The 17,244-nt window shown below is 67.9% G+C and carries 22 protein-coding genes and 3 tRNA genes; 18 read left to right on the forward strand and 7 right to left on the reverse strand.

Translation table 11 applies throughout. The features are described 5' to 3' along the window. The first annotated feature begins 115 nt into the window (after positions 1 to 115). The 9 genes from Dfulv_RS47515 to Dfulv_RS47555 all read left to right on the forward strand — a co-directional run bounded on the left by Dfulv_RS47515 (position 116) and on the right by Dfulv_RS47555 (position 4,422). A complete protein-coding gene (locus Dfulv_RS47515; RefSeq protein WP_259860374.1) occupies positions 116 to 1,009 on the forward strand; it encodes a polysaccharide deacetylase family protein in 894 nt (297 codons plus the stop codon). A gap of 142 nt (positions 1,010 to 1,151) precedes the next feature. Then, positions 1,152 to 1,224: transfer RNA gene (locus Dfulv_RS47520), tRNA-Glu, on the forward strand. A 23-nt stretch (positions 1,225 to 1,247) separates the two neighbouring features. Beyond that, positions 1,248 to 1,321, forward strand: a tRNA-Asp gene (locus Dfulv_RS47525). Positions 1,322 to 1,334: 13 nt separating this feature from the next. After that, a tRNA-Phe gene (locus tag Dfulv_RS47530) sits at positions 1,335 to 1,408 on the forward strand. Between the two features lie 530 nt (positions 1,409 to 1,938). Further along, positions 1,939 to 2,304 (forward strand): type II toxin-antitoxin system RelE/ParE family toxin, encoded by a 366-nt coding sequence (locus Dfulv_RS47535; protein ID WP_259860375.1) that lies wholly within the window; start codon positions 1,939 to 1,941, stop codon positions 2,302 to 2,304. After that, a complete protein-coding gene (locus Dfulv_RS47540) occupies positions 2,301 to 2,618 on the forward strand; it encodes a helix-turn-helix domain-containing protein (RefSeq protein WP_259860376.1) in 318 nt (105 codons plus the stop codon). The genes Dfulv_RS47535 and Dfulv_RS47540 overlap by 4 nt, the downstream gene beginning before the upstream one ends. Positions 2,619 to 3,069: 451 nt before the next feature. After that, complete coding sequence (locus tag Dfulv_RS47545; RefSeq protein WP_259860377.1) at positions 3,070 to 3,258, forward strand: type II toxin-antitoxin system HicA family toxin; 189 nt, start codon at positions 3,070 to 3,072, stop codon at positions 3,256 to 3,258. A 14-nt stretch (positions 3,259 to 3,272) separates the two neighbouring features. Continuing rightward, entirely contained in the window at positions 3,273 to 3,488 is a 216-nt protein-coding gene (locus tag Dfulv_RS47550; RefSeq protein ID WP_259860378.1) for a type II toxin-antitoxin system HicB family antitoxin, read from the forward strand. A 355-nt stretch (positions 3,489 to 3,843) separates the two neighbouring features. Beyond that, positions 3,844 to 4,422, forward strand: a complete 579-nt coding sequence (locus Dfulv_RS47555) for an NUDIX hydrolase (RefSeq protein ID WP_259860379.1) — start codon at positions 3,844 to 3,846, stop codon at positions 4,420 to 4,422. Positions 4,423 to 4,685: 263 nt separating this feature from the next. Here the strand turns inward: Dfulv_RS47555 and Dfulv_RS47560 are convergent, their stop codons facing one another. From Dfulv_RS47560 to Dfulv_RS47575, 4 genes are all read right to left on the reverse strand, one after another. Further along, on the reverse strand, positions 4,686 to 5,399 hold the full coding sequence (locus Dfulv_RS47560) for an AIM24 family protein (protein WP_259860380.1): 714 nt from the start codon (positions 5,397 to 5,399) through the stop codon (positions 4,686 to 4,688). Between the two features lie 69 nt (positions 5,400 to 5,468). Then, positions 5,469 to 6,197 (reverse strand): AIM24 family protein, encoded by a 729-nt coding sequence (locus Dfulv_RS47565; protein ID WP_259860381.1) that lies wholly within the window; start codon positions 6,195 to 6,197, stop codon positions 5,469 to 5,471. A 97-nt stretch (positions 6,198 to 6,294) separates the two neighbouring features. Further along, the gene (locus Dfulv_RS47570; RefSeq protein ID WP_259869648.1) at positions 6,295 to 6,642 is read right to left on the reverse strand and encodes a metallopeptidase family protein; all 348 of its coding nucleotides are present in this window, start codon (positions 6,640 to 6,642) and stop codon (positions 6,295 to 6,297) included. A 53-nt stretch (positions 6,643 to 6,695) separates the two neighbouring features. Then, positions 6,696 to 7,121, reverse strand: coding sequence for an OsmC family protein (locus Dfulv_RS47575; protein WP_259860382.1), 426 nt, complete (start codon positions 7,119 to 7,121; stop codon positions 6,696 to 6,698). A gap of 97 nt (positions 7,122 to 7,218) precedes the next feature. Between Dfulv_RS47575 and Dfulv_RS47580 the strand changes: the two genes are divergently transcribed. The 5 genes from Dfulv_RS47580 to Dfulv_RS47600 all read left to right on the forward strand — a co-directional run bounded on the left by Dfulv_RS47580 (position 7,219) and on the right by Dfulv_RS47600 (position 9,976). After that, positions 7,219 to 7,392, forward strand: a complete 174-nt coding sequence (locus Dfulv_RS47580; protein ID WP_259860383.1) for a hypothetical protein — start codon at positions 7,219 to 7,221, stop codon at positions 7,390 to 7,392. Beyond that, on the forward strand, positions 7,392 to 7,514 hold the full coding sequence (locus tag Dfulv_RS47585; protein WP_259860384.1) for a hypothetical protein: 123 nt from the start codon (positions 7,392 to 7,394) through the stop codon (positions 7,512 to 7,514). Before Dfulv_RS47580 ends, Dfulv_RS47585 begins: the two co-directional genes overlap by 1 nt. A 26-nt stretch (positions 7,515 to 7,540) precedes the next feature. Beyond that, positions 7,541 to 8,257 (forward strand): hypothetical protein, encoded by a 717-nt coding sequence (locus Dfulv_RS47590; RefSeq protein ID WP_259860385.1) that lies wholly within the window; start codon positions 7,541 to 7,543, stop codon positions 8,255 to 8,257. Between the two features lie 100 nt (positions 8,258 to 8,357). Next, positions 8,358 to 9,179, forward strand: coding sequence for an HAD family hydrolase (locus tag Dfulv_RS47595; protein ID WP_259860386.1), 822 nt, complete (start codon positions 8,358 to 8,360; stop codon positions 9,177 to 9,179). After that, positions 9,176 to 9,976 carry an HAD family hydrolase gene (locus tag Dfulv_RS47600; protein WP_259860387.1) on the forward strand — a complete coding sequence of 267 codons (801 nt, stop codon included), beginning with the start codon at positions 9,176 to 9,178 and terminating at the stop codon, positions 9,974 to 9,976. The genes Dfulv_RS47595 and Dfulv_RS47600 overlap by 4 nt, the downstream gene beginning before the upstream one ends. Here the strand turns inward: Dfulv_RS47600 and Dfulv_RS47605 are convergent. Beyond that, the gene (locus tag Dfulv_RS47605; RefSeq protein WP_259860388.1) at positions 9,964 to 10,497 is read right to left on the reverse strand and encodes a bacterial proteasome activator family protein; all 534 of its coding nucleotides are present in this window, start codon (positions 10,495 to 10,497) and stop codon (positions 9,964 to 9,966) included. The genes Dfulv_RS47600 and Dfulv_RS47605 overlap by 13 nt on opposite strands. A gap of 94 nt (positions 10,498 to 10,591) precedes the next feature. On the opposite strand from Dfulv_RS47605, the gene Dfulv_RS47610 reads away from it, so the two are divergent. The 3 genes from Dfulv_RS47610 (at position 10,592) to Dfulv_RS47620 (ending at position 14,142) form a co-directional block, all read left to right on the forward strand. Beyond that, positions 10,592 to 11,410, forward strand: coding sequence for an alpha/beta hydrolase family protein (locus Dfulv_RS47610; RefSeq protein WP_259860389.1), 819 nt, complete (start codon positions 10,592 to 10,594; stop codon positions 11,408 to 11,410). Between the two features lie 79 nt (positions 11,411 to 11,489). Further along, on the forward strand, positions 11,490 to 12,698 hold the full coding sequence (locus Dfulv_RS47615) for an ABC transporter substrate-binding protein (protein ID WP_259860390.1): 1,209 nt from the start codon (positions 11,490 to 11,492) through the stop codon (positions 12,696 to 12,698). Between the two features lie 7 nt (positions 12,699 to 12,705). After that, positions 12,706 to 14,142 carry a hypothetical protein gene (locus tag Dfulv_RS47620; protein WP_259860391.1) on the forward strand — a complete coding sequence of 479 codons (1,437 nt, stop codon included), beginning with the start codon at positions 12,706 to 12,708 and terminating at the stop codon, positions 14,140 to 14,142. A gap of 43 nt (positions 14,143 to 14,185) precedes the next feature. Here the strand turns inward: Dfulv_RS47620 and Dfulv_RS47625 are convergent, their stop codons facing one another. Continuing rightward, positions 14,186 to 14,440, reverse strand: coding sequence for a hypothetical protein (locus tag Dfulv_RS47625; RefSeq protein ID WP_259860392.1), 255 nt, complete (start codon positions 14,438 to 14,440; stop codon positions 14,186 to 14,188). 83 nt (positions 14,441 to 14,523) lie between these two features. Further along, positions 14,524 to 15,876 carry an ABC transporter substrate-binding protein gene (locus Dfulv_RS47630; RefSeq protein ID WP_259860393.1) on the reverse strand — a complete coding sequence of 451 codons (1,353 nt, stop codon included), beginning with the start codon at positions 15,874 to 15,876 and terminating at the stop codon, positions 14,524 to 14,526. Positions 15,877 to 15,985: 109 nt separating this feature from the next. On the opposite strand from Dfulv_RS47630, the gene Dfulv_RS47635 reads away from it, so the two are divergent. Continuing rightward, positions 15,986 to 16,402 (forward strand): hotdog fold thioesterase, encoded by a 417-nt coding sequence (locus Dfulv_RS47635; protein ID WP_259860394.1) that lies wholly within the window; start codon positions 15,986 to 15,988, stop codon positions 16,400 to 16,402. Positions 16,403 to 17,244: the final 842 nt, after the last annotated feature.

The following is a 17,244-nucleotide window of genomic DNA, read 5'->3' on the forward strand; positions in this document are numbered from 1 at the left end:
GTCGCTCCGAACTCACTAGCGTGTGGCTTTATTGCTTTCCGTCGTCGCGCCACCCGCCGTGTTTACCGTCTCCGCGCCACCACTGCGAAGACACCGACCCCCCTCGGAGCCCACCATGCCTCGTCCCCGTCTCGTCCTGGGAGCGCTGATCAGCGCTGCCGTGCTGGCTCTCGCCGGGTGCGGCACCAGCCCATCGCAGGCGTCGTGGCACGAGGCCGGCTCCGGATACGGCTCAACCGGCCAGGGCGGCGGCGACCCGGTCACGCGGCAGGTCGGTAACACCACGGCCTCGCAGGCGGCCGCGGCCAAGCCGGCACCGTCGACCTCGGCGTCGGCCTCCGCGTCCGCCTCGGCGTCGCCGTCCACCTCGGCGTCGGCCTCCGCGCCGGCCTCCGCCCCACCGTCCGACGGCATCCTGCGGACCACCGGCACCGCCGCCGTCGCGCTGACGTTCGACGACGGCCCAGGCCCGGAGACCCCGAAGCTGCTCGCCATGCTGCGCCAGCACGGCATCAAGGCGACGTTCTGCCTGGTCGGGGTCGAGGTTCAGGCGTACCCGCAGTACGTCCAGGAGATCGTCAAGGACGGCCACACGCTGTGCAACCACACGTGGAAGCACGACACCGGCCTGGGCAAGAAGTCGGCGGACACGATCCGGGCCGACCTGCAGCGCACCAACGACGAGATCCACAAGGCCGTGCCGAACGCGCCGATCAAATACTTCCGCCACCCGGGCGGCAACTTCACACCGGCCGCCGTGCAGGTCGCCGAGGAGCTCGGTATGGCATCGCTGGGCTGGACGGTCGACCCGTGGGACTGGAACGTGAAGAAGTGGTCGGGCGCGAGGATGACGGAGCACATCGTCTCCACCGTGAGGAACAACACTCGGCCGGGTTCGATCGTCCTGTCACACGACGCCGGCGGCGACCGGACGGCGACGATGGCGGCCTACAAGACCCTGCTGCCCGAGCTGAAGGGCAAGTTCACGCTGGTGGCGATGCCCGTCTGAGCTGGCATTTCCCCGCGCCGCGCCACGACCGGATACGCATTTGGTGTTGGGGGACGGGGTCACGTATGCTCTGAAAGCCTCCGGCGGGGCCGGATGGGAGCAACACCGCACAAGTCGCAAAGTATGCGATGATTGCGGGGCCGCCCTCATCGTCTAGCGGCCCAGGACGCCGCCCTTTCAAGGCGGTAGCACGGGTTCGAATCCCGTTGGGGGCACGACCGGGTTTTTCCCGAAACCAGGTCCTGTGGAGCAGTTGGAGTGCTCGCCGCCCTGTCAAGGCGGAGGTCGCGGGTTCAAGTCCCGTCAGGACCGCAAGGCCCATCTTGGGCAGGTAGCTCAGTCGGTACGAGCGTCCGCCTGAAAAGCGGAAGGTCGGCGGTTCGACCCCGCCCCTGCCCACAAAGCTCTTCGCCGGGCTTTACAGACCCCGACCAGCGGAAACGCCGGTCGGGGTCTTTGTCTGTCCGGCCGACTACGAAGATCACCATGTAGCAACGGCAGATACCTGCACGGCGGACGGTCAACTTGCTGGCGGATGATGGCCTCATGGCGCGCGTATCTATCAAACCTCGGCCGTTGAACGAGGCTGAGCGCCGCGTCCTCTCTGTGGAGTTCGACGGCGTGCAGGAACTCCGGTCGCAGATCGGCCTGGCCACGGTCGTCGCGACGTGGTCGCCGGGCTCAGCAAGCGTGGATCTCCGTGTGGCGGGAGGGTCCAATCGGTCCCGACAGCGCAACGGCTGCGTCCCCGTGGATGCTGCGGTCAGTACATCGGCAAAATCCTCGTCTGGCTGGATGAGGGATCAATTTCCGCACTGGAGTACGCGTGGGGTCACCGACGAGATGCCCACCACGCTCCCGCAGATTGACCGGATCAAAGTGCGCCGCCGAGAGTGAGCCGCGAGTATAGCTTTCGCTATACTCACCACGTGACCACATCGGAGTGGGACATCTATGTGGTGAACGAGGTTCGCGAGTGGATCCGGTCACTGGACCCTGCTACGAAGAGGCGGGTCGTCGAAGCGATCGACGTGCTCGCCGAACGGGGCCCTGGCCTCGGCCGACCGCTCGTCGACAGCATCGCGCATTCCTCGATCGTCAACCTGAAGGAGTTGCGTCCGGGAACAGTACGCATCCTGTTCGTCTTCGACCCTTGGCGGTCCAGCATCCTGCTCGTCGGAGGCGACAAGGCAGGTAGGTGGGACGCTTGGTACCTGGAAGCCATCCCGCTCGCGGAGCAGCGCTACGAGACTTACCTGAAGGAACGAGCACAGGAGGAAGGGGGTCGGTCGTGAGCAGCTACATGCGTTGGAGCGACATCCGGGACGAACTCGTCGAGCAGGTGGGCGGCGAGGAGGTTGTTGCGGCCGGCAAGGAGGAACTTCTCGCTGCTGTGATCGGGCATCGGCTGGCGGAGGTGCGTAAGAGTCGTGGCTTGACACAGCAAGAGGTTGCCGACCGCATGGGCGTCACCAAAGGACGCGTGTCTCAGATCGAGCAGGGCAAGGTATCCGGCCATGACGTGATCGCCCGCTTCGCTGCCGCGCTCGGCGGACGGCTGCATCAGGCGATCTACTTCGACGACGGCGACATAGCAGCCATTGCGTGACGCGAACCACGTAGCAGCGGGTGCAGCAACGACCGCGGCCGCAAACGGACCCGACGAGACCAGTTCAGACTATCCAGCTTCAAGAGTCCTCGGCTCACGCCGACGTCCCGAGACCTGAAAAAGCGGAAGGTCGGCGGTTCGACCCCCCTGCCCACAAAGCTCTTCGCCGGGCTTTACAGACCCCGACCAGCGGAAACGCCGGTCGGGGTCTTTTGTCTCTCGCTTAGCTTCGGCCTGCCAAGATCATCATTTAACAACGCGCAGCGGACGGTCACGTCTGAATAGTCTCGATATACGCATCTCCGTGACCCGCCGGAGTGGATACATCCACGTCATCCCTAGATTGAGCGATATGGCCACTAGGCCCTATTGTGGACCGGCCACGACCGTAGTTCGAACCTCCGTTTGATCACGGCAAGGCGTCGAGCCAAACACGTACAGAAAGGTCGGAATGCCGCTCAAGGTGCGTGAAATCATCAAGATGATCGAGTCTGACGGCTGGTTACTTGCACGGACTCGCGGCAGCCATCGGCAGTACGTTCACCCGACGAAGCAGGGCGTCGTCACGATCGCAGGCAGCCCGAGCGCGGACTTGCCACGCGGTACAGAGCGCAGCATCCTGAGACAGGCGGGACTGTGATGGGGGGAGCAACAGTGAGTGGGTACGCAATCGTTGTAGAACGAGCAGAAGACGGCGGCTACGGCGCTTGGTCGCCCGAGGTGCCCGGGTGTGTTGCATTGGGCAACACGGTCGATGAGACGGTGGCCGAAATGCGGGAGGCGATCAAGCTTCACCTGGAGTTGCTCGGCGAACGGGGCGAGCCCCTTCCGGTCCCCACGGCGGTCAGGGTCGATCTCCTCGCGGCATGATCCCATGGGCCGCCCGTGTAGCAACGCATGTAGCAACGGCGCCGCACACCGCTGAACGCCGACAACCGGACCCGGATGGGTTCTATCGGGTTCGCCGTCTCTCGGAGTGTGACTGCGTTGATCTGAAAAGCGAAAGGTCGGCGGTTCGACCCCGCCCCTGCCCACAAAGCTCTTCGCCGGGCTTTACAGACCCCGACCAGCGGAAACGCCGGTCAGGGTCTTTGTCTGTCCGGCCGACTTGCGAAGATCAAGGTGTAGCAGCGACAAGCTGTCAGACAGCGGACGGTCGAACGGCTCTGCTACAACCGCTCTACGAGAAGGAACTGACGGTGCTCAACGCGGCGGGATTGGGCTGATGCAGGCGACGACCGGGCTCTTCGACGAGATCTACGCACTCATCGACAGGTTGCAGCCCTTCGATGACCTTGAGGCTCGCCACCGTTCGGAGTGCCTTGCCTGGCTGCACGAGACTGACGACGTGTTCCGCCGCGTCAAGCCGCGGACCCCCTCACCGCACCTGGTCGCTTACTTTCTCCTGCGCGACGACCAGGACGGAAGCGTCCTCATGGTCGACCACATCAAAGCCGGCCTGTGGCTACCCACCGGCGGTCACGTCGAGCCCGGCGAGCATCCGGCACAGACCGTGCGGCGCGAAGTAATGGAGGAGCTTGGCGTCCCGGCCGTGTTCCAACCCGAACTTGGTGAACGTCCCCTCTTCCTCACTGTCACGGACACTGTCGGCACGTTGGAACAACGGCACACCGATGTGAGCCTGTGGTTCGTTCTGACCAGCAGCCGCGATCAGGTGTTCACTCCCGACCCGGACGAGTTCCGTGGGATCCGATGGTGGACTCCCCAGGAAGTCAGCGACGCTGATCCGAAGACGCTTGATCCCCACATGGGGCGCATGATCGCCAAGCTCGCCACACTTTGAACCTCCGGCAAGCATGGTGCCGAGATCGGCCTACCTGCTTGGCGTCCGGCGACATCCGCAGATCGCGACGAAATGTCCCCATTTCACCAGAAGCAAGGACGCCACATAGCGATGTTGCACGTGGAACCTTCGAATCCCAGAGTTGACCTTGGTGGGTTTCGGTGGTCTGGGCCACGGATTTCGACCAAGGTCAAAACTTGAGACCGGCCGCCTGCCGGCGTAAGTAGCGCCTACCTACGCCGGCGGCACGGCGCGAACCAAAATCAGCCGCCGAGGACGTTGCCCAGCAGGCCACCGCTGCTGCCCGACTGCTGCGGAGTGGGCCGGCCCTCGCTGGGCTGGACAATCACGAAGCCCTGGCCGGAGAGAGCCAGCTGGAAGAGCTCGCCCGAGCCGCCGCGCAGCATCGACTTGAGGCTCTGCGACTTCTGAATCGTGGTCTGCAGGCTGCTCGACCAGCCGACGACCGCGTCGGTGTCCACGAGCACCGGCATCTGCGGGGACACCGGGATGACGATCGGGGCGCCCTCGGAGACGATCGCCAGGCGGCCCTGGCCGGAGAAGACGCAGTTGAAGAGGCCGCCGCCGAACATGCCGGCGCCGCGGACCATCTGGATGTCGTAGCGCAGCGTCGGGTCGAAGCAGAGGACGTTGCGCCCGTTGATGGACAGCGCGTCGTTGGGCTCGAGGTCCAGGATGAAGCAATCGGACGCGCCGGACGCGAACCACACCTCACCCTGGCCGCGGACCGACATGAGGGCCACGCCCTCGCCGGTGACGGCGCGCTTGAGGAAGTTGCCGACGCCCTGGCTCTTCACCTCGAAGGCAAGGTTGCCGCGGAAGGCGACCATGGCGCCCTGCCGGGCCAGGGCCTCGCCGTTGACGGTGTACTTCACGGACTTGGAATGCTGCAGGCTCATGCCTGCCTGGGTCGGGGGCTGGGCCATATTCTCGGCCTTGAAAATGTCACCGCGCACGATCCGCAGCGTAGCGAACGACAAAGGGCCGCCCGCGACCCCGGCGGGCGGCCCGTTGCCGAAGAGTGATCAGCTGAACAGGCCGCCGAGGGCGCCGCCGGACTGCTGGTTCTGCGCGCCGCCGGCAATACCCTGCGGGGGCTCCTCCGAGGGCTGCACGACGACGAAGCCTTGGCCGGCGAAGCTCATGGTGAACGCCTCGCCGGTGGTGCGGCCGATCAGCGTGCCCAGGCCGAGCTGGTCGGCACGGTGGTAGCCGGTCTGGAGGCTGGCCGACCAGCAGATCGCGGCCTGCGGGTCGACGTAGGTGGGCTGGTCGACGGCCAGCACGACCGGGGAGCCCTTCGTGGTGATGGCGAGGCGCCCGTGGCCGGTGAACACGCAGTTGAACAGGCCGGCCGACGACATCACGCCCATGCCCTGGACCATCTTGATGTCGTACTGCAGGGTCGAGTCGAACGCGAGGACGTTGGCGCCGTTGATCGAGATCGCGTCGCCGGGCTCGAGGTCGATGAGGTGCACGTCGGAGGCGCGGTCGGCGAAGAACACGTCGCCCCGGCCGGAGATCTTCATCAGCGGCACACCTTCGCCGGTCAGCTTCTGCTTGAGCCACTTGCCGACACCGCCGGAGCCGAGCGCCTGGAACTGGACCTGGCCCTGGTAGGCGACCATCGTGCCGGTGCGAGCCATCATCTCGCCGTTGAGCTCGGCCTTGAGCATCTTGGAGTTCTGCAGTCGCAGCCCGGGCTGTTGCGACTCTTTCTCCATGTTTTCCGCGGCAAACAGCGCACTGCGCATTGGGTGTCCCTTCGAAGACATTCGTGACCGCACCGCGCACGGTAGTTGCTCGATGCAACCCCGGACCAGATCACGGTCCGGAAAACGACCAGCGCATTCAGCCCCAGCCCAGGGCGTGGAGACGGGCGTCGTCGATGCCGAAGTGGTGCGCGATCTCGTGCACGACGGTGATGGCCACCTCATCGACGACGTCGTCCTCATCGTCACAGATGGCGAGGATCGGGTTGCGGTAGATCGAGATCCGGTCCGGCAGTACGCCCGAGTAGTCCCAGCCGCGCTCGGTCAGCGCGTGGCCCTCGTAGAGGCCGAGCAGGTCCGGTTCGCCCGGCGGCGGGTCGTCCACGACCAGGATGACCACGTTGTCCATGAGGTCGAGCAACTCGGGCGGTACCTCGTCGAGCGCCTCGCCCACGAGATCCTCGAACCGCTCCTTGCTCATCGTCACCGGCATGCGAAGAGGGTCCCCTATACGCGGGGACCCTCTCAAGGTTTCCGGTGTCAGACCAGCTGCGCGTCGAGGGTGATCTCGACCGCGGAGAGCGCCTTCGAGATGGGGCAGTTGGCCTTGGCCTCGAGCGCCTGCTTCTCGAACTCGCCCGCGTCGATGCCGGGGACGTTGCCACGGGTGGTCAGGTCGATGCGGGTAATGGCGAAACCGCCGTCCACCTGACCGAACTGGACGGCCGCGGTGGTGTCCACCGACGTGGGCGTGTAGCCGGCCTTGGCCAGGCCGTTGGAAAGGGCCATCGAGTAGCAGGCCGCGTGCGCCGCCGCGACGAGCTCCTCCGGGTTGGTGCCCTGGCCGTTCTCGAAGCGCGACGGGAAGGAGTAGGAACCCTGGAACGTGCCCGATCCGGTGGAGACCGTGCCGGAGCCGGACCGGAGGTCGCCCTCCCAGCGGGCGGATGAAGTGCGAGTTGGCATGAATCAGACGCTAGCCCATCCCGTGTGCCCCGTGGGACGAGCTCGGCACTTCGGGAGTGGGCAAGTTGATGCAGCGCAAACTGGTGCGAATCGGTGGGTGGAGCGCGTCGAGAGCATCACGATCCTCGATCTGGACAGCGGGCTCTGGTACGTGACGCTGCTGCTCACGCCCGTGGCACTGCTCGGCGCGGCGACACTCGGTACCGACCAGGGACGCAAGATCGCAGGGATCACGGGCCCGGTCGTCTCCCTCGCGACCGCCTTGCTGTAGTGGGACTCATCACGACGGCCGGCGGATGGCTGGCACTCGTGTTGATGCCACTGCTCGGCTTCGCGTGCGGCCTGATCGCCATCGGCCGGTCCGGTCAGGGCTCCGTGCAGGCCGCTGCCTGACATCCGGCGGCTCTACTATGCGCGATATGCCTGAGCAGGAGCCGAAGCCCACAGACATGATCGAGTGGGGCAACCCGCAGGCCGGACCGGACATGGTGCCGCCGGCGCCGGTCGCCGCGCCGGAGCCCAGCCCGATCGCCGAGCCACCGGCGGTGCAGCGTCCCGGTCCGATCGCATACGCACTGCTCGCGATCGGGTTCGGCCTGGCGCTCGCCGCGCAGTACCTGCCGTGGAGCTCGTTCAAGACGGGCATCTCCTCCAGGGACGACGACACGCTGGTCAGCCCCACCCGCCGGGAGATTCCGCCGAGCATCGACATCAACCTGGCAAACCTGAACACCGGTCACGTCGTGGCCTACCTGTCGACGATCGTGCTCGCACTCTGCGCGATCGCGGTCCTGCTCTCGGCCGGCGGCGTCGTGCGCCGGACGGCGACGGCGGCCGCGGGCGGGCTGCTCGCCGGCAACCTGCTGGTGCTGGTGGGATTCAAGAGTGCGATCGACAACCTGGGCATGAACTCGTCCTCGGCGTTCGCCCTGCCCGACGACGCGATCAGCGTCGGCGCCGGCTATCCCCTGGCGGTCTCCGCGGCACTGATACTCGCGGCCGGGGTGATCGTGGCGGGACGCGGCCCACTGCTCCGCGGCATGCGCGGCTTCGGCAGGAAGAGCGTCGAGGAGCCGGAGGACGGCGCCCCGCTCGACCTGACCGTGACACCGGTCCCGCCCAGCCATCTGCGGTAAGTAATACGTCGTACGTTCGGTCGAGATTTACTCGCACGCTGTGACGAGGGGGGATCCGAGAGGTACGGTTGCTGCCCCGCGCAGGCGGAAGGAGCACCACATGCGCAGCTCAGGGCTACCGAAACTGATCGCAACCGACCTCGACGGCACGCTCGTCCGCAGTGACGAGACGGTCAGCGAATTCACGCGTGCCGTTCTGGAGCGGGTCAAGGCCGCCGGCATCCACATCGTCGGCGCGACCGGCCGGGGCCCACGCCTCACCGAGCTGGTGCGCTTCGACATCCCCGCCGCGGACTTCCTGGTGATGGGCGGCGGCAGTCGCGTGGTCGACCTCCGCGACCAGGAGCATCCGGCGGTCCTGCGCGACGAGCGGCTCGACGGCGACGTGCTCGCCGACGTCCTGACCCGTCTGGAGCAGGAGCTGGGCACACTGTCGGTGCTGATCGAGGCCGGCGACCACCACGAGGCACCGCTGTGGGGCGACGCCGACCCGGCATGGCGGTATCCCGACGTGGTCGAGGCCCGGGTCCGCGCCGAGTGCCTGACCGGCCCGGTGATCAAGGGTTTCGCGCGGCACCCTGAGTGCGACGTCGACCAGCTGCTGGAGGCCGCGCAGCGGCTCGTGCCGCCGACGATGGCCACGGTCACGCAGGCCGGCCTCGGTTACATCGAGATCTGCCCGCCCGGTGTCGACAAGGCCTCCGGCCTCGCGGTCGTCGCCACGGCACTCGGCATCGACCCCGGCGACGTGCTGGTCTTCGGCGACATGCCCAACGACCTGCCGATGTTCCGCTGGGCGGGCTTCGGTCGGGTGGCGGTGGCCAACGCACACCCCCAACTGCGCGCGCTGGCCGACGAGACCACGCTCACCAATGACGAGGACGGGGTGGCGATGTACCTCGACGCTATGTTGAAGCTGTGAAACTTGTTGCCACGGACCTGGACGGGACCCTGGTTCGCGGTGATCGGACCGTGAGCCAGCGCACGATCAAGGTCCTGCACCGGCTGGACGCCGACGGGATCGTGATCGTCCTGGTCACCGGGCGCCCGATCCGGTGGCTCTTCCCGGTGTACGACCAGCTGACCGTCCGCCCGCTCGCGATCTGCGCCAACGGCGCCGCCACGTACGACCCGGAGAGCGACACGATCGTGCACAGCGCGCCGCTGGAAACGGACGCGCTCGCCGAGGCGTGTGCGCGGCTGCGGGCCAGCGTGCCGGGTGTGGTGTTCGCAGTCGAGCGGGACGGCGGACGGCAGATGTGGCACGAGCCGGAGTTCCCGGTCGGCCCGTGGGAGGTCAACCACGAGTCGGTGGGTCCGGCCAGCTTCGCCGAGTTGCTCAGTCGTCCCGCCTCGAAGCTGCTGGTCCGCGCGGGTGCGCAGCCCGCCGACGAGTTCACCGCCCACGTCGGAGCCTGCCTCGACGGGGTGGCCGAGGCGACGAACTCCTCCTCGAGCGGCATGGTCGAGGTCTCCGCGGTCGGCGTGACCAAGGCGTCGGCGCTGGCCAGAGTCGCGCGGGGACACGCGGTCACCGCCGAAGACGTGATCGCCTTCGGCGACATGCCCAACGACCTGCCGATGCTGACCTGGGCCGGGCGCGGCGTGGCGATGGCCAACGGGCACCCGGCCGTCAGGGCGGCGGCCCACGATGTGACCGCCGCGACCAACGAGGACGACGGCGTCGCCGCCTATCTCGAAGAGCTCTACAGATACTGACCGGTGCCGGTCGGGTGGGGCTGACCCGGCACGGCGCCGGGCTGACCCGAGGTCAGCGCCGGGCGGCCACGCATCTGCTCCAGCTGGACCCGCGCCGCCATCTGCTGCGCGACCAGCGCCGCCTGGATGCCGTGGAACAGGCCCTCGAGCCAGCCGACCAGCTGGGCCTGCGCGATCCGGAGCTCGGCTTCGCTCGGCGTCACGCCGTCGTCGAACGGCAGCGACAGCCGCTCCAACTCCTCCCGCAGCTCAGAAGCAAGACCGTCCTCCAGCTCGCTGATCGAACGGCGGTGGATCTCCTTGAGCCGCTGCCGACCGGCCTCGTCGAGCGGAGCGGCCCGAACCTCCTCGAGCAGCTGCTTGATCATGCTGCCGATGCGCATGACCTTGGCGGGCTGCTCGATCAGCTTGCTCGGATCTTCCGCGCCGTCTTCGTCACCGGTGGACATGGTGCCCAGCGGCCGCCCGTCGGGGCCGACGACCATGACGGTTCGCGACTCGTCCTGCGCCTGTTCTGCCATGGCTTCTAGTCTTGCGTACGGCGCTCCGTGGCGACCACAAAGGGTGCCCACCCGGCCCCTGTTGCCACCCTTGGTGACGCGATAACGTCTGCCGGTGACGAGTGACCCCCGGGACGTGCTCAGCCGACCGGCCCCTCCGGCCGACTTCACCTTGCGTTACGGGGAGGACCCTGACCAGGTGGCCGACGTGCGACTGCCGGCGGTGGCAGGGGCGCCGCTCGTGCTGTTCATCCACGGCGGGTTCTGGCGCCACGAGTGGGACCGCACCCACACCGGCCCGCTCGCCGCCGACCTCGCGGCCCGCGGTTACGCCGTGGCCACCGTCGAGTACCGGCGCACGGGCCGGCCCGGCGGCGGCTGGCCGGGCACGTTCTCCGACGTGGCGTCGGCGGCGGTGGCGGTGCCGGACCTGCTGGCGAAAGAGATCGCGCACCGGGGGCTCCGGCCGGTGTCGGTCGACCGGCCCATCCTGGCGGGCCATTCGGCCGGCGGTCATCTCGCATTGTGGTATGCGGCGGTGGCTCCCGACGCGATCGGCGGCGTCGTCGCCCTCGCCCCGGTCGCCGACCTGGTCCGCGCCTACGAGCTCGATCTCGACAACGGCGCGGTCGCCGACCTGCTCGGCGGGCCGCCCGACCACATGCCCACCGCCTATGCCTCCGCCGACCCGATGGTCAACCTGCCGTCGACCGTCCGCACCGTGGTCATCCACGGTGCGGACGACACGATCGTCCCCGTCGAGCTCTCCCGGGAGTACTGTCGCAAGGCCCGCCGTGCGGGGGACGACACCACGCTGGTCGAGCTGGCCGGTGTGGAACACTTCGCTGTGATTGACCCGGAGTCGGCCGCCTGGCCTGCCGTCCTCGCCGCGTTCGGGACGGTGACCAGGGGCGAGGCTGTCGACGCCGATTGACTGTCCGCCACGATGGCGGTAGAACGCAGCGTGGGTGTCGAGGTCCTCGGCGCCATTTGGTGTTGGGGAGGAAGAGCACGTGTCCCACCTGAACCGCCGCCAGGCGCTCCGGCTGTTCGCGGCCGCGGGTGCGGCGGGCATGGCCGCGCCGATCCTGTCCGCGTGCACCAGCGACTCCGGCAGATCACAGAACAATACGGTGCTGCCGAGCGGTCCACCCGTGAAGATCGGCATGATCGTGCCGCTGACCGGGATGTACAAGGACTTCGGCAATGACATGGACAACGGCTTCAACCTCTACCTGCAGCTGCACGACAACAAGCTCGGCAACCGTGAAGTACAGCTGGTCAAGGTCGACGAGGGTGAGACCGCCGACAGCGGCAAGGCCGCGGCGGAGAAGCTGGTCAAGGAGGACAAGGTCCTCGCACTGACCGGCGTCGCCAACAGCCAGGCGATGCTCGCCCTGAAGGACACCGTCGAGGGCGCCCAGGTGCCGCTCATCGGCTCCAACGCCTCACCGGTCGCGCTGCAGGGCGCCAAGTACATCTGGCGGACCTCATACGTCGCGAGCGACCCGGGCGCGGCGATGGCCCGCTGGGCCATCGACAACTACGGCTCGTCTCTCGCGGTCGTCGCGGCGCAGGGCCCGGCCGGCGACGCCGACGAGGTCGGCGCCTTCATCGACACGTTCAAGGGCGCGCATGGCACCATCAACGGCTCGCTGCGCCTCACGCCGTTCGGGAGCCGGGACTTCAGCACCGTCCTCGGGTCGATCAAGCAGTCCGGCGCGAGCTCGATGGCCGCCTTCTACTCGGGCGCCGCGGCGGTCGAGTTCGTCAAGCAGTTCAAGGCGGCGCGGTTCCCGAGCAGCTTCAAGCTCTTCGCGCCGGGCACCCTCACCGAGGGAGCCGTGCTGAAGCAGCAGGGCGACGCCGCGCAGGGCATCTACACGGCGATGAACTACTCGCCCGACCTGGACAACACGGCCAACCGCCGGTTCGTCGCCGACTACCAGAAGGCGTTCGGGACGATCCCGTCGAGCTACGCCATGGCCTCGTACGATGCCGCCGCGGTCCTCGACAAGGCGATCGGTGACGCCACCCGCAGCCTCGACTCGTTCTCGCTCAACGCGGCGATCGGCCGGCTCGGTCAGATCGACAGCCCGCGCGGTGGCTGGCAGTTCAGTCAGAACCGGACGCCGCTGCAGCGCTGGTACCTCCGGCAGGTTCGCCTCGACGGCGCAGTCCTCTCCAACGTGCTGACGGCGGAGCTGACCACGCTCGGATAGGGACACCGTGACCATCCCCGACCCGACCGCGGCTCCGGTCGCGCTGCCACACATCCCGCAGCAGCGGCAGCCGGCACCTCCCGCGGCGCCGTCCTGGTATCCGCCACAGCCGCCGCCCTGGCCGCCGCCGCTGCCCCCGCAGCCGCGGCGGAGCTATCTCTGGCCGGTCCTGACGGCCCTGCTGGTGGTCAGCATGGTGCTGGCCCTCGGCGGGGCCGCCGCGGCGGCCTGGGCGCTGCGCGACGACGGCAGCGGCCCGATCGCGTCGACGTGGGTCGACATGCGGCCGGACGTCGGCGGCAAGGCCATCGAGGCGGTGCTGCAGCGACACGCGGAGGCGGTCCGGAAGAAGGACCTGGCGGCGTGGATGGCGGACGTGGACCAGACCGACGCCGTCTTCGCGAAGCGGCAGAAGCAGCTCTTCGAGAACCTCACCAAAGTGCCGTTCGCGGAGCTGGCCTTCCTGCGCGAGGCCAAGCCGCCGCGGGGCATCGCCACGCTCCTGCCCAGCCAGCTCTTCGACCGGTACCACGCGGCGGTGCACGTCGAGGCGGTGACCATCCGGCACCGGATCGAGGGTGTTGACAGCAAGCCGGTGGCGACGCCCTGGCTGCCCGTGTTCGGCTACGCCGGGGGCAAGTGGCTCATCGCGGGGGACGGCGCGGGCGCCGAGCTGCCGACGGGCGCCAACGGGCAGCCGTGGGACGCCACCGGGCCGGTGACCGTGAAGACCAGCGACCACGTCGTGGCCGTGCTGTCGGCCGACGACGCCGACCGGGCCAAGACGCTGCTCACCCTCGCCGAGGACGGGCTGAAGAAGGTCGCCGCCGTCCGGCCGACGGGCTGGGACGGCAAGGTGTTCCTGACCGCGGTACAGGACAAGCGGATCTTCGACACGTACTTCGCGGAGTCGCCGGACCGCGTCGCCCAGGTGGCCGCGATCGCCGTGCCGTACTACAACCAGGTCGCCGACTGGGCCACCGCGCCCGCGTACGGCACCACCCGGGTCGTGTTCAACCCTACGGAGCTGTCGGCGCAGACCGAGGAGCTCGCCCACGATCTGACGCACGAGTTCGCCCACGCCGCGATGGGGCCGGTCACCGGGGCGCACACGCCGCGCTGGGTGGTGGAGGGGTTCGCGGAGTACGTCGCGTACAAGGACCGAAAGATCAGCCCCAACGGCGTCCGCGCGGCGCTCGGCGACCTGGTGATCGGGTCGTTCCCGACCGACCAGCAGTTCTACGACGAGCCGCGCAACTATGTCAGCGGCTGGCTGGCCTGCCGGATGATCGCCGAGAAGTACGGGCAGGCGAAACTGATCGCCTTCTACGAGGCCTTCCAGCGCATGTCCGAGGTCGACTCGGTGTCACGCGAGGTGCTCGGCGTCGGGGCTGCGCAGCTCGAGACACAGTGGCGGGACTACGTAGCACAACAGCGCGGCTGAGGTCTCCCCAACCGCGCTGTCGGTCGTCTTCGTAGCTTTCGGGTCAGCCCTGGGCGCCCGCGGGCGGCAAGCCGCCGTCACCGTCGACGACCGCTTCCGGCGTGCCGTCCTGGTCGAGGTCGCTCATCGTGATGTCGACCTGGCCGTCGCCGTTGGTGTCGAACTGGAACAGGTCGGCCTTGCCGTCCCCGTCGGTGTCGACCGCCCAGAGGTCGGCCTTGCCGTCGTTGTTCGTGTCGCCGACGAGCAGCTCCACGCGGTCGTCGCCGCGCGTCTCGACGGTCTCGTTCTCGCTCATCCGGGGGTCCTCTCACCTCACTCGGGGGCAACCTGGTTCACCGTAGGCCCCCGGCCTGTTCCGCGCGAGTCGTGCGATCGTCGTTATGCCTTGACCTTCTCGGTGATGAGCGCCTTGATCGCCAGCGCCGACTCGTCGAAGCCGACCAGCAGGATTCCGGTGGCGTCAAACGTCTTGATCTTCGCGGCGATCGGCGCGAACAGGTTCTCGTCGGTCTTCGGGTCGTAGGTGTCCTTCGCCTCGTACTTCAGCACCAGCAGGTCCGTCGGCTTGATGCCGGCGGCCGTCAGGTCGATGCGGACGCTCTCGGCGAGGCCGCTGCCGTAACTGTCGTCGCGGGCGATGATGGCGACCTTGCTGTGCCCGTCGCGCATGATGATGTCGGCGATGGCCTTGGCCTGGAGCATGTCCGGCGGGGAGGTCCGGAAGAACAGGCCCTTGTCCTCGAACTTCGTCAGCTCGTCCGACGTCGCGGACGGCGAGATCATCACCTTGCCGGCCTGCGTGACCCGCGGGATGACCGCCTTGCTGACGCCCGACGCACCGGCGCCGATGATCACGTGCACACCATCGGTGATGAACTTCTCGGCGGTCGCCTTGGCGACATCGGGGTTGGTGCCGTCGTCGCCCTCCATGACCTGGACCGGCTGGCCGAGCACACCACCGGCCTCGTTGATCTCCTTGATGGCGAGCTTGGCGGCGGCGAACATCGGCGGACCCTGGAACGCGAGCGCACCGGTCTTCGGCAGCAGCAGCCCGTATTTCAACGCGGGCTTCTGGCCGCCACCCTTCCCGCCGTTGCCGGCGGGCGGCGCGGCCCCCTTCTGCTCGGTCTTCTCGTCGCCGGCACCGACGAACTCGGTCTTCGCGTCGTCGATGGTGTTGTTGCGGCCGAAGCTGAGCACGCCGTACATCGCCGAGCTGGGCTCACCGACCTCGGTGAAGCCGCTGCGGCGCAGGGAGACGCCGCGATACTTGAAGTTCTTGCCGGACTTGGCCGCGGCGAGGCAGGCCGCGACGGTCTCACAGACATTGTCGCCGGTCGTCACGCCGATGAGCTGCTTGGCGAGCTGCGGCGGATCGACCGTCTTGGCGGCCTCGGCGGCCAGGGCGGCGACCACAACGGCGTCGTACGCCTCGCCGGCGTAGTTGAAGTCGGTGAGGTTCGGGTCGACGCCCCTGACCCGCCGCTTGAAGTCCTCGCTCAGCGGAGTCAGCGGCGCGGTGCCTTTCATGCCGACGAGCACGGCCGGCGAGTCCTTGAGCGCTTCACCGAAGGAGTTGGCCATGTTGCCGTCGGTGCCGTAGAGCTTCACGTCCCGCGGGGTATCGGCCTCGCTGCTACTCTGCGCATTCGAGCTGCAGGCGGACACGGCGAGCAACAGTCCGATCGCGGCGATCGCTCCCACAGTGGCAGTGGCGGACCGTGCGCGCATGAGTGTTTCTCCTCCCCAAAGGTGCCGTGCGCACCTTAGCGCGGTCGGACTCGGGACTTAAGCGGGGAGGTGCTGGGACATTTCGTACCTACGGGTAACGTCTGTCCGCATGGCGGAAGCAGAGATCACGGCCGGTGAGGGAACCCTGTCCACGCAGGGGAGCTTGGCGGAACGGATGGGCATCGTCCTGGTGGAGGCGACTCCGGAGCGGGTCGTCGGCACGATGCCGGTCGAGGGCAACACCCAGCCGTACGGGCTGCTGCACGGCGGCGCGTCGGTCGTCCTGGCGGAAACACTGGGTTCGATAGGCTCGGCGCTGCACGCGGCTCGGCTGTTCAACGGGATCGCGGTGGGCATCGAGATCAACGCGACGCACCACAAGTCCGCCCGCAGCGGCATCGTGACCGGCGTGGCGACGCCGCTCCGCCTGGGCGGCATGATCGCGACGTACGAGATCGTCATCACCGACGAGTCCGGCGAGCGGGTCTGCACCGCCCGCCTGACGTGTGCCCTACGCCGCTCATAACACCCTCGGCCGCGGCTCCTCCGACCCTGCCGCGACCACGGACCGCGGCGTGTTCCCCCCGCGGGCCGGGCCGGGCGCGCCACGCGCGGCGCCCCTGTGCGCATGCCGGCGGCGCTGTGGGCCCGCCATGGGCGCGGCGAGCGGACGGAACCAGCTTTATCTACAGCAATCTATACACCAAGACGTTTGGCACGTCCGAGATGTGCGCGGGTTCTTGGCTGTCGAACCTCGCAGAAGTCGAGATCGCGCTGCTGGAGAGCCTGTTGCGTAATTCGCTGGGACAGCGTTGGCGGCCCAACTACGCGCCGATCTTGGAGTTGTGGCGCCATGAACCTCCGAATTTGTCCGGGTTTGTCAAGGACCACAACTCCAAGATCGGCGCGGTTGTCGGGGTTTACGCGCGAGAGATCCGAATTGCGCAACAGGCTCTGGAGCGACACAAAGTCTCCGTGATCTGCGAAGGATTTTGTCAAGCGATGCCGGGCCGCGCACCCAGCCGCTCCCTCGCGGAGCCGGGCTGCGGCGTCCGTGACCCCGTCGTGCGGGGTGGCCATGCTCCGCACTCGGCCCGACCCCGGGTTCCTTGATCATCGGAAACATCTGGCTGTCCAGGCAACCCGAAGTTTCCCTTGATCTACGAACCGCAGCCGCACCACCCGGCCAGGCCCAACCGCCGCACCCGTGATCGCGAACGGATCGCAATCACGGCCACAACCGGCCGGAACCCGCGCAGGCAAAACCCCACCATTCATGATCGCGGGGGCTCCGTGCCGCTCCCAGCGACGCGAAACCTCCATGATCATGGAGACCGCTCGCCGGCGGGGCGATCAAGGTGACCCCGA

Source organism: Dactylosporangium fulvum, assembly GCF_025137375.1.
GTDB lineage: Bacteria > Actinomycetota > Actinomycetes > Mycobacteriales > Micromonosporaceae > Dactylosporangium > Dactylosporangium fulvum.